The 11506-nt window shown below is 39.6% G+C and carries 14 protein-coding genes; 4 read left to right on the forward strand and 10 right to left on the reverse strand.

Going from position 1 to position 11506, the window contains the following annotated elements; translation table 11 throughout:
• Positions 1-92: 92 nt before the first annotated feature.
• The 3 genes from rpsI to zapE form a co-directional block, all read right to left on the reverse strand.
• Complete coding sequence (gene rpsI / locus DO88_RS08185) at positions 93-485, reverse strand: 30S ribosomal protein S9 (protein WP_086007041.1); 393 nt, start codon at positions 483-485, stop codon at positions 93-95.
• A gap of 8 nt (positions 486-493) precedes the next feature.
• Positions 494-922: a 50S ribosomal protein L13 gene (gene rplM / locus DO88_RS08180; protein ID WP_007378318.1), complete on the reverse strand. Its 429-nt coding sequence runs from the start codon at positions 920-922 to the stop codon at positions 494-496.
• Positions 923-1208: 286 nt separating this feature from the next.
• Positions 1209-2297 carry a cell division protein ZapE gene (zapE, locus tag DO88_RS08175; RefSeq protein ID WP_007378317.1) on the reverse strand — a complete coding sequence of 363 codons (1089 nt, stop codon included), beginning with the start codon at positions 2295-2297 and terminating at the stop codon, positions 1209-1211.
• A 134-nt stretch (positions 2298-2431) separates the two neighbouring features.
• On the opposite strand from zapE, the gene DO88_RS08170 reads away from it, so the two are divergent.
• From DO88_RS08170 to DO88_RS08160, 3 genes are all read left to right on the forward strand, one after another.
• A complete protein-coding gene (locus DO88_RS08170; protein WP_008135838.1) occupies positions 2432-2875 on the forward strand; it encodes a YhcB family protein in 444 nt (147 codons plus the stop codon).
• Positions 2876-3008: 133 nt separating this feature from the next.
• Positions 3009-4361: a Do family serine endopeptidase gene (locus DO88_RS08165; protein ID WP_007378315.1), complete on the forward strand. Its 1353-nt coding sequence runs from the start codon at positions 3009-3011 to the stop codon at positions 4359-4361.
• Positions 4362-4461: 100 nt separating this feature from the next.
• The gene (locus DO88_RS08160; protein ID WP_007378314.1) at positions 4462-5544 is read left to right on the forward strand and encodes a trypsin-like peptidase domain-containing protein; all 1083 of its coding nucleotides are present in this window, start codon (positions 4462-4464) and stop codon (positions 5542-5544) included.
• 57 nt (positions 5545-5601) lie between these two features.
• On the opposite strand, the gene murA is transcribed toward DO88_RS08160, so the two are convergent.
• Genes murA through DO88_RS08125 form a run of 7 tightly spaced genes read right to left on the reverse strand, consistent with a single transcriptional unit; the run spans position 5602 to position 10267 of the window.
• Positions 5602-6861, reverse strand: coding sequence for a UDP-N-acetylglucosamine 1-carboxyvinyltransferase (gene murA, locus DO88_RS08155; RefSeq protein ID WP_007378313.1), 1260 nt, complete (start codon positions 6859-6861; stop codon positions 5602-5604).
• A 14-nt stretch (positions 6862-6875) separates the two neighbouring features.
• Positions 6876-7133: a BolA family protein gene (locus tag DO88_RS08150; RefSeq protein ID WP_007378312.1), complete on the reverse strand. Its 258-nt coding sequence runs from the start codon at positions 7131-7133 to the stop codon at positions 6876-6878.
• Between the two features lie 5 nt (positions 7134-7138).
• Positions 7139-7432 (reverse strand): STAS domain-containing protein, encoded by a 294-nt coding sequence (locus DO88_RS08145; RefSeq protein WP_033039655.1) that lies wholly within the window; start codon positions 7430-7432, stop codon positions 7139-7141.
• On the reverse strand, positions 7425-8105 hold the full coding sequence (locus tag DO88_RS08140; protein WP_007378310.1) for an MlaC/ttg2D family ABC transporter substrate-binding protein: 681 nt from the start codon (positions 8103-8105) through the stop codon (positions 7425-7427). The genes DO88_RS08145 and DO88_RS08140 overlap by 8 nt, the downstream gene beginning before the upstream one ends.
• A gap of 5 nt (positions 8106-8110) precedes the next feature.
• The gene (gene mlaD, locus DO88_RS08135; protein ID WP_008135833.1) at positions 8111-8659 is read right to left on the reverse strand and encodes an outer membrane lipid asymmetry maintenance protein MlaD; all 549 of its coding nucleotides are present in this window, start codon (positions 8657-8659) and stop codon (positions 8111-8113) included.
• 13 nt (positions 8660-8672) lie between these two features.
• Positions 8673-9452: a lipid asymmetry maintenance ABC transporter permease subunit MlaE gene (mlaE, locus tag DO88_RS08130; RefSeq protein ID WP_007378308.1), complete on the reverse strand. Its 780-nt coding sequence runs from the start codon at positions 9450-9452 to the stop codon at positions 8673-8675.
• A complete protein-coding gene (locus DO88_RS08125; RefSeq protein WP_033015593.1) occupies positions 9452-10267 on the reverse strand; it encodes an ATP-binding cassette domain-containing protein in 816 nt (271 codons plus the stop codon). The genes mlaE and DO88_RS08125 overlap by 1 nt, the downstream gene beginning before the upstream one ends.
• A 268-nt stretch (positions 10268-10535) precedes the next feature.
• Between DO88_RS08125 and DO88_RS08120 the strand changes: the two genes are divergently transcribed.
• On the forward strand, positions 10536-11504 hold the full coding sequence (locus DO88_RS08120) for a calcium/sodium antiporter (RefSeq protein ID WP_007378306.1): 969 nt from the start codon (positions 10536-10538) through the stop codon (positions 11502-11504).
• Positions 11505-11506 lie beyond the last annotated feature (2 nt).

Genomic DNA, 11506 nt, shown 5'->3' on the forward strand with positions numbered 1-11506 from the left:
AATTTAGGCATATCTTTCATTGTTGGAATTACTATTTTTAAAAACAAAAAACCCAGCATAAGCTGGGTTTTGAATTTTTGATAACGTATAGATTAACGTTTTGAGAACTGTGGACGCTTACGCGCTTTCTTAAGACCCACTTTCTTACGTTCAACTTTACGTGCATCACGAGTAACGAAACCTGCTTTACGAAGTTGTGGACGTAATGACTCGTCAAACTCCATAAGTGCACGAGTAATACCGTGACGGATAGCACCAGCTTGACCAGTTGTACCACCACCAGAAACGGTGATGAAAAGATCAAATTTTTCAGTCATATCAACTAGCTCAAGAGCTTGATGAACAACCATGCGTGCTGTTTCGCGACCAAAGTACTCTTCTAAAGAGCGCTTGTTGATTACGATGTTACCAGTGCCTGGGCGTAAGAATACGCGAGCACTTGAACTTTTACGACGACCTGTACCGTAGTATTGATTTGCCATGATGGTGCTCCTTAAATGTCTAGAACCTGAGGCTGTTGTGCAGCATGGTTGTGCTCAGTACCTGTGTAAACCTTAAGTTTACGGTACATAGCGCGGCCTAAAGGACCACGTGGCAACATGCCCTTAACAGCCTTCTCGATGATCATTTCAGGCTTTGCAGCTTGAAGTTTATCAAAAGTAGTAGACTTAAGACCACCTGGAAAACCAGAGTGTGAATAGTACACTTTGTTTTTGAATTTGTTACCAGTTACAGTAACTTTTTCAGCGTTGATAACGATGATATAATCACCAGTATCTACGTGCGGTGTATATTCAACTTTATGCTTACCGCGTAGGCGATGAGCGATTTCAGTAGCGATGCGACCTAAAGTTTTACCTTCAGCGTCAACTACGTACCAGTCACGTTTTACTGTTTCTGGTTTAGCAACAAACGTTTTCATTTATAAAAATCCAATGTTTTTCAATTAAAACCACAAGTAGTTAATATTAACTACTGCTCTAAGTTTGCTACAACCCCTTCGAGTTTTAGACTTTTGCGCCGCTCACAAGTGGCTAGACTATATGATGGCATAGAACGCAACGTGGCAGACGCGGGAGTATACCAGCACTTAAAACACATTGCTACTCGCCGGTTGTTTTTTCCACAAGAAATTTTAGAAATAAAAAGTACTATATATGTACCTCTTATTTTTAAGCGTTGGGCTATTACACATTTTCCTACTTACTTTAAACTAAATGCTCTTTAGCTAAATACTCTAAAGACTGCATTTCTTGCAAACGGCTTATACAACGCTTAAATTCAAAATTAAGGTTACCTTGAGTATAAAGGTCGGTGATCGGCTTCTCAGCTGAAATTATTAAAGTTACGTGGCGCTCATAAAATTCATCAACTAAAGCAATAAAGCGTCTTGCAGCATCATCGTTAGTTTGCCCAAGCTGTTTCACGTTAGAAATAATAACCGTATTGTATAGGCGACTAATCTCCATGTAATCGACTTGGCTTCGCGCTGTTTCGCACAATTCACTAAACTCAAACATCACAACACATTTAGCTACTTTGCGCGTTTTGATTAAACGCCCTTCTATCTCTATAGGCTCATCTAATTGGCCAGGCTCTGAGGAAAGTTTATCGAAGTAATCAAATAGATTTTTATCTGCTTGTTCGTCAAGCGGGCTATGAAAAATTTCGGCTTGTTCTAGCGTACGTAATCGGTAATCGACACCTGAGTCTACATTTACTATTTCTGTATTGAGTTTAACCAACTCAATAGCTGGTACAAAACGCGCACGTTGTAAACCGTTTCTATAAAGATCATCAGGTACTATATTTGACGTTGCAACAAGTACAATACCGCGTGCAAATAATGCCTCCATTAAACCGCCTAACAGCATGGCATCTGTAATGTCTTGAACAAAAAATTCATCAAAACAAATTATGTCTGTTTCAGCTTTTAAAATATCCGCGACTTTTTCTAATGGGTTTACAGTATTGTTTAGCTTTTTAAGTTCATCGTGTACGCGATGCATAAAACGATGAAAATGTACGCGCATCTTCCGCGTGCCTGGTAAGGCTTCATAAAAAGTATCAACTAAATAAGTTTTACCACGCCCTACTCCTCCCCAGAAATATAAACCTTTTATAGGCGCTGGCTCATCTTTATTAAAAAGCTTGGCAAAAAAGCTTTTTGATTTTATTTTGTTCTGGGTTAAATCGTCATATAAACGCTGTAAATGGCGCACTGCATTTTCTTGTGCTACATCATGTACAAAGTCATCTCGCTTCAAATCTTGTTGGTATGTTTGCCAAGGAGTCATATCTATTTACAGTTAAAATGCAGTTTAATTTGCAAAGCATATTAACACGCATCATTACTCGGGGTATATTACACTTAGTATGATTTATAATTGAATCAAGCATTCGTTAGTTATTTTCCCAAAGGGGTAGATTTATGGGCACAGTCACGTGGGTAGGTTTAATTGTTATTGTTGCTGTTATAGCTTTTTTTATTGGTGCATTTGTCACTAAAAAACAATTTAAACAGGATGAGCTGGAAAAACAGGCAGAGCAAGCTAAAAATGCGTTAGAGCAATATCGTCAAGATGTAGCCGATCATTTAGCGAGTACAGGCAAGCTTGTAAATAAAATGAAAGAGAATTACGATCAACTACTTAGCCATGTTGAAGAAACCAATCAACTGCTGCTAGAGGATCGGAAGCAAACACCAGCTGAACCTTTCTTTTCAAAAGAAACTACTGAGCAATTACAAGCATCGATAAAAGAGCGCCGATGCGATCGCTCATCAGCAAAAGCACAACCTGCTGATTATGTTTCAGGCGAATCAGGTTTATTTGCAGGACAAAATAAAGTTTCAGAACATTCTAAAGCATCTTGATGAACTTTTTTTTAACCCCATAGTCTTTAGATATAACAGCTTTGTTGTTTTATCTTACTGATAAATTAAAAAGGGCTGCTTATGCAGCCCTTTTCAATTTTTTGCTTTTCTCGAAGTGGAGTAAACCCAGACTATGAAAATGAAATTATCACTTATCAGCGCAGCTATTCTTTCTACTAGCCTTTTATTAAGCCCGGTAGCGTCTTATGCAAAAATACCGGTTGCCGTAAATGGCCAGCAGTTACCAACACTTGCCCCAATGCTCGAAAAAATTACTCCAGGCGTTGTAAGCATTCAAGTTTCAGGCTCAAAAGAAGTGCGTCGCCGTGCGGATCCACTTGAATACTTTTTCGGACAGCAACAACCCCGAAGCCAAAAACGTCAATTTAGCGGTTTAGGCTCTGGCGTTATTATTAATGCTGATGAAGGTTATGTAGTAACTAATAACCATGTGATTCAAGATGCCGAAAAAATGGTTGTTACCCTTGAAGACGGCCGTGAGTTTGAAGCGATTAAAATTGGGACTGATAAAGAATCCGACATTGCGCTTTTACAAATCGACGCTGATGATTTAACTGAAGTAAAACTAGCAAACTCAGATAATTTGCGTGTGGGTGACTTTGCCGTTGCTATCGGTAATCCGTTTGGCCTTAGCCATACTGTTACATCAGGGATTGTGAGTGCACTTGGTCGCAGTGGTTTAAACATTGAAGGCTACGAAGATTTCATTCAAACCGACGCAGCGATTAACCAAGGCAACTCTGGTGGTGCTTTAGTTAACTTAAATGGTGAATTAATAGGTATTAACACTGCTATTTTAGGGGCTTCAGGCGGTAATGTTGGTATTGGTTTTGCTATCCCGTCTAACATGATGAAAAACCTAGTAGATCAAATTATTGAACACGGTGAAGTACGTCGTGGCTCACTTGGTATTTCTGGGCGCCCACTTGATGCAGGCCTAGCTAAAGCACAGCAACTTGACGTCAAACAAGGTGCCTACGTTATGCAAGTAATGGATGACACCGCTGCAAGTAAAGCAGGAATCAAAGCCGGTGATGTTATTGTAAGTATTAATGGCGGTGATATTAGCGGCTTCCATGAATTACGAAGCAAAATAGCAACCTTGGGTGAAGGTAGAGAAATCAAGCTCGGCATTTATCGTGACGGAAAAATTAAAACAGTTAAAGTTACACTCGATGGTGCATCAGGTGTTACGGCAACAGGGGAAGAGCTACACCCTGCTTTTCAAGGTGCTACGCTTGAAAACGTGCAAAAAAATAGTAATAAAGGTATTGAAGTTACCTCTGTAGATCCTCGTTCACCTTCTGCCCGTGTTGGTCTTGAAGAGGGTGACATTATAATGCAGGTAAACCGTCAACGCGTAGAAACAATTCGTGATATGAATAAGATCATCGATGACACAAAAGGCAATATAGTGCTTGGCGTGAAACGTGGCCGTGAATCTATATTTATCTTAATTCAGTAATAAATATTGCTATAAATGAAATAAAAGTAACAGCGGCACTTGCCGCTGTTATTTTTTTTATGCCATCATAAAGAAATTACTTCCTTATAATAAGAATCCCGTGCTGAAACTAATAAAATTTATTCTCCCGCCATTATTTGCAGGGCTTAGCATTGCTTTTTTAGTGGTTTTTTTCAGCCCTAATATGCGAGCTTCTCTATTACCGAACGTACCTCTTGCGAGTGCAATGAGTACTAGCCATTTAAGTTTCTCAGATGCTGTTAAACGTGCAGCTCCCTCCGTAGTGACTATTTTTTCTGAGAGCATTTCGAAAGAGCCTCGTTATAAAAGACAAAATACCGTACAAGAATTAGGCTCTGGTGTGATTATGTCGCAAGATGGCTACATTCTTACTAACTATCATGTAGTGAATAATGCAGATCAAATTATGGTTATTCTGACAGACGGCAGGCGCTTTTTTGATGTCCAACTAATCGGCTTTGATACGATTACTGATCTTGCATTACTTAAAATAAACGCAGACCACCTTCCCGTTATTCCTATAAGCGATAGCTATACGTCGAGTGTAGGTGATGTAGTACTAGCCATAGGTAACCCACTTAATTTAGGACAGACAATTACCCAAGGTATTATTAGCGCTACTGGTAAGCAAAAAATCACAGACAGCCCTTATAATAACTTATTACAAATGGATGCCGCTATTAATGTAGGAAATTCAGGGGGCGCATTAGTTAATTCTAACGGTGATTTAGTTGGTATCACTTCAGCCCAATTTAAAACGCGTGAAAATTTAAACATACAGGGAATATTTTTTGCTGTGCCGTATTCACTTGCTAAAAAAGTAATGGGAAAATTGATTCGACATGGTCGTGTAGTTAGAGGCTACCTTGGTTTTGAAGGCACCGCAGTAGACAGCACAGGTAAAGAAGTTAACGATAGCCTAACTCCTGTTTCAGGTATGCGAATTACGAACTTAGATCCCTTAGGCCCAGCTTGGCAAGCAGGTATTGAAGAACAAGATATCGTTATTAAAATTGCAGGGCTTTCCGTAGCAAATCCGCAAAAAGTACTTGAAAAAATAGGCAATACAGAACCTGGGAAAGAAATAGAGTTTGAGCTTTATCGAAATGGCAAAATAGAAAAAATCATGGTGATGGTCGCAGAGCTTGAAACAAAACTATAACTACTAATTGTAGGTCGGTGTGTATTTACATATCCGACCTACATATATTAGGCGCTTTTAACTGCTTCTACGTTTAATATTAGCACCTAATGCACTGAGCTTATCTTCAATGCGCTGATACCCTCTGTCAACGTGATAAATACGGTCAACAACGGTTTCACCTTGCGCGACTATACCTGTTAAAATTAGACTCGCTGAAGCACGTAAGTCAGTTGCCATAACTTGCGCACCGCTTAGGCTTTTGGTTTCACCACAAATAGCCGTGTTGCCCTCAAGACGAATATTAGCACCCATGCGCTGTAACTCAGGCACATGCATAAAACGGTTTTCAAAAATCGTTTCTGTAATCGTTGCACTGCCATTTGCCACAACATTCAATGCTGTAAATTGAGCTTGCATATCAGTAGGAAAACCAGGATGTGGAGCGGTTTTAATATTAACAGCTTTAAGCTCTCGGCCACGCATATCTAAGTAAATACTGTCATCATGCACCTCAAGTAATGCATTAGTTGCACGCAGCTTTTCAATCACAGGTTCAAGTGAATGGAAATCAGTATTCTTACAAAGTACCTCACCGCCAGCCATTGCAGCCGCCACTAAAAATGTACCTGTTTCAATTCTATCTGGCAAAATACTATGCTCACAACCCGCCAAGCGCTCAACACCTTCTACTTCGATACGGCTAGTACCTGCTCCAGTAATTTTAGCCCCCATTGCAATTAAACAATTAGCTAAATCGATAATTTCAGGCTCACGCGCGGCATTATCAAGTATGGTTTTTCCATCAGCAAGCGCTGCTGCCATCAGTAAATTTTCAGTAGCACCAACACTAACCATCTCCATAAAGATTTCAGCGCCTTTTAAGCGACCATTTACCTTTGCATTAATATAACCATTTTCAACGCTTATTTGTGCGCCTAAGCGCTCTAAACCTTGAATATGGATATCAACAGGACGAGCACCAATAGCACAACCACCTGGTAATGAAACCTGAGCTTCACCAAAGCGTGCCACTAAAGGGCCTAGTGCAAGCACAGAAGCACGCATTTGTTTAACGAGCTCGTAAGGGGCAAGCGTCTGATTTACCGTTGCGCCATCAATAATAAGTGTGTCGCCTTGCCAATTAACATCTGCACCTAAAGTTTTTAATAGTGCTTCGGTGGTAACAATGTCACGTAAACGTGGAACATTAGTAAATGTACTTTTACCATCAGCAAGTAAAGCAGCAAACAAAATAGGAAGCGCTGCATTTTTAGCACCAGAAATAGTAACTTCACCAGCAAGTGAAGTGCCACCTTGAATTACAAATTGATCCATTTAGGAGGCCTTACTTATTGCGGTAAAATAAATTTTTGTTCACGTTTCCACTCTGTTGGAGTGAAAGCGCGAATAGAAACTGCGTGAATTGTGCCATCTGAAATTGTATTCATCAACGGACCATAAACTAGCTGTTGCTTTTTAACACGGCTTAAACCGTCAAAGCATTCACCAACTGCAATTACTTCATAATGACTACCATTAGCTTTTACATGCACTTCAGCTAATTGAAGTTCATCGCGTAATAATGTTTCGACTTGGCTAGTTTCCATAACTCTCACTCAAATAGGGTTGTAACTTGACCCAACTGCATTAAATTTTGCAATTGTTCAGGTGGATTTTGCAATTCAAGACGAATGCCTTGCTGCTTAAATTCTGCAAAAGAGTGAATTAACCAAGCTAAGCCCGCTGTGTCAACCCTTGATACCTCACTAAGGTCAAAATAAGTGGTTTTATGCTTAGTTATTAACTTATCGTTCAAAAGCCGTTCATTACTAATGGAATTTCGAGTAAGTTCACCACTTACTCGAAACTGCTGTTCATCAACATGGCTAATTGCCAATTTAATCATTCGAGCTACTGCCTCTAAATTGAACAGGTAACTTACTCTTTTGCTCTAAAAGGTTGCTTACATTGTCAATACCTTGCTGACGTAAAATACCTTGTAGTTCGCTTTGTTTGGCGTCTAATAAACTAATACCTTCAGCAATCATATCGTAAGCTCGCCATTCACCATCGCGATCTTCACGAACTTTAAAGTCTATTCTGATATCAGGTTTGCCATCTTCAAGAATTTTAGTTTTAACAACAACGACATCTTTACCTTTAAATGGTTGCTCAGCACCAAACTCAACTTTTTGATTTGTATATTGTGTAAATACACCAGCGTAAGTGGCAACTAAATATTCTCTAAATACACCAATAAAGCGCTGAATATCTTTAATCGCTTGGGCTTTTTCAGCTTCATCTGTAATTGCCCGTACTTTAGATACTTCACTACCTAACACGCGAAGTGCTGCATATTTGTAGTCAATATAAGGCATTAATTCTTCTTCAACAATGACACGAAGATGCTCTTGATTTTTAATGATTAATGGCTGATCTTTTTTGATACGTGCAAACGTATTGTCCGCTACTTGACGCACCATTTTGTTTGGATCATTTAGTTTAACATCTGCAGCACTTACGCTTTGAGTTAGCGTCATTGTGCTAATTGCTACAATAGCTAGAAACTTTTTCAACATAATAATTACTCACTACCTTGGTTGAATAAAAACTGCCCAATTAACTCTTCAAGTACAATGGCAGACTTAGTATCAGTAATTGAATCACCGTCACCTAACGCTTTACTGTCTACACCAAATAAATCATCAATTGCTTCGTCTTGCTTATTTTCGGTTACGACTTGACCTAAACAGCGTTGCTCTGCTGAATTAGGAGAAATAACAGGGTGGATACCTAGATACTGCTCACCTAAAATACCCGATGTTAAAATTGAAATTGAGCTCGTGTCTGAAAAACGACATAAATACTGTGCATCAATGGTCATATTAACCACTGGCAAGAACTCCTGTGGATGAACATAAATTGACTCTACTCGACCAATAACGACTCCGCCCACTTTTACTGGTGCACGTGCCTTTAATGACCCTATGTTTTCAAATTTAGCATTAAGTGTGTACGTCTCGCCTGAGCCGCTAATACCTGAATTGGCGACTTTAAGCGCAAGCATAGCAAACGCTAAAATTCCTAACGCCACAAAAAAACCAACTAAAATTTCTAATTTCCGTGAATTCATTATCTATACCCTATTAGCTGGTAAACATTACCGCTGTCAAAATAAAGTCAAACCCTAAAACCGCCAATGACGAATGAACAACCGTTTCGGTGGTTGCTTTACTGATCCCTTCAGAGGTCGGCACACAGTCATACCCTTTATAAAGTGCTATCCAAGTCACCACAATGGCGAATACAAAGCTCTTAATAATACCGTTTAGTATGTCTTGCTGAAACGATACTTGTGATTGCATAATTGACCAAAAACTACCCGTATCAACACCAAGCCAATCAACTCCAACTAAATGAGCACCAATAATTGCCACTGCTGAAAATATCACCGCTAGTAACGGCATACTTATAAAGCCTGCCCAAAAGCGCGGTGCAATAATTCGTTTTAGTGGATCAATTGCCATCATTTCTAATGATGATAACTGTTCTGTTGCTTTCATTAAGCCTATTTCTGCAGTAAGCGCACTGCCCGCTCGCCCTGCAAATAATAACGCTGTAACAACAGGCCCGAGTTCTCGTAATAAACTTAATGCCACTAATGGCCCTAAACTATCCTCTGCACCATATCCAACTAATACCGTATAACCTTGTAATGCCAAGACCATACCGATAAATAAACCTGACACCATAATAATGAGCAAAGATTGCGAACCCACCATGTAGAGCTGACGAATAAGTAGAGGTGTACCCTTTTTAAAGTTAGGTACATTTACAAGTGCGCCAAAAAGCATATAAGTTGAGCGACCCAGAGCCGCAAAACGACCTAGCGTCTTATGCCCTAATTTTTGAAATAAATCCAACATTATGCTTTTTCTCCAAGCAACTCATCTGCATATGTTTGAGCTGGAAAATGAAAAGGCACGGGACCATCAGACAAACCTTTTAAAAACTGTTGCACTAAAGGAGACTCATGATTGCGCATTTCGTCAGGTGTTCCACAACCAATTACACCCTGATCAGCGATAATAATAACGTGGTCAGCAATACTCATTACCTCGTTAACATCATGGGTTACAATTAAAGAAGATAAACCAAGCACTTCGTTGAGTGACTTAATTAATTTAACCAACACCCCCATAGAAATAGGATCTTGGCCTGCAAATGGTTCATCGTACATTATAAGTTCAGGGTCGAGCGCAATAGCACGTGCCAGAGCTGCGCGCCTAGCCATACCTCCCGATAATTCAGAAGGCATTAAATCTTTCGCTCCGCGTAGCCCAACAGCTTGCAATTTCATTAGCACAACCAACCGAATTAGGTCTTCACTCAACTCAGTGTGCTCCCTAATTGGGAACGCTATATTATCGAATACCGACATATCAGTAAACAACGCACCACTTTGAAAAAGCATACTCATTTTAGTTCGCGCTTCGTAGAGTTCTTTGCGCGACATATTTGGGATACTACCACCTTCAAATAAAATATCACCGGAGTCAGGCTTAAGTTGACCGCCAATTAAACGCAACATGGTCGTTTTACCAATTCCGCTTGGCCCCATAATCGCAGTGATTTTACCTTTAGGAACGCTAAAGCTCATATTTTTATATATGCTTCTATCGCCTCTCGAAAAGCTAACATCCTTGACTTCTACTATTGATTGCGACAAGTCGCTCTCCATAACAATATTCACTAGTGCACCTATTTTAAAGCTTTTTTAACCAAGATGGAAAAAACAATTCGTAAGATTTTGTAATACACTTGCAAAAAGGAGTATAAGACTCGTTTATAACGGCTTAACTGCAGCTTAAGGTGCTGATATAAGCGCCTTAAAATATTATTCAACAAGTTATTGTAATTAGAGTTGACCTGACTCTTTTATTTATACTTTCACCTTTGCTTTTGTTACTATTCGCGCCATCTGTATTTTGAATAACTGGCTTAATATAATGGTTACCTCGTTTGTTATTTTAATTCTTGGTTTTGCGGCTCTTGTTTGGAGTGCAGACAGGTTTGTTTATGGCGCAGCGGCACTTGCAAAAAACTTTGGCGTACCAACCCTAATTGTAGGCTTAACTGTTGTGGCAATGGGTTCGTCAGCCCCAGAGATGATGGTTTCCGCTTCTGCAGCGCTCGCAAATAAAACAGATACTGCAGTTGGTAACGCTGTCGGTTCAAACATAACAAACATTCTACTTGTGTTAGGTATTACAGCGTTATTTAGACCTCTGTCTGTATCTTCAAGTACATTAAAACGCGAAATGCCACTGGTCTTGCTGATATCATTCGCTACCTGGTATATTTTTTCAGACAATTATTTTTCATTAGCCGAAGGTATCGCCTTACTTATTGGCTTTATCGTGTTTATAGGCGGTTTGATTATTATTTCACTGCGCGCAAAAAACCAAGATGACCCATTTATAACCGAAGCCTGTGACGACGTACCTAACGATGTACCAACTAAAAAAGCGGTATTTTGGTTAGTTATTGGCATGGTTCTACTCCCTGTTAGCTCACATTTTTTAATTGGTTCCGCAGTCGACATAGCTAAATACTTTGGCCTAAGCGATCTAGTCATTGGCTTAACTATTATTGCCATTGGCACGAGCTTACCGGAGCTTGCAGCTTCAATTGCCGGTGTATTAAAAAATGAAGATGATTTAGCTCTAGGCAATATTGTTGGTTCAAACATTTTTAATATATTGGCTGTGTTACCGCTCGCAGGTATTATTAATCCATCCATTATCGATCCGTCAGTAGCGAGTCGAGATATACTCATTATGATTGGTGCAACATTTGCTCTTATCATCATGTCATTGAACTTTAGAGGCACCCAACGCATCAATAGAGTGGAAGGTGGCTTATTGCTTATCGCATTTTTGGGCTACCAAGGGTATATTTTTAGTCAAGTAGGGTAAAT

This window comes from Pseudoalteromonas sp. S3431, from assembly GCF_000690035.1.
Classification (GTDB): Bacteria; Pseudomonadota; Gammaproteobacteria; order Enterobacterales; family Alteromonadaceae; genus Pseudoalteromonas; species Pseudoalteromonas fuliginea.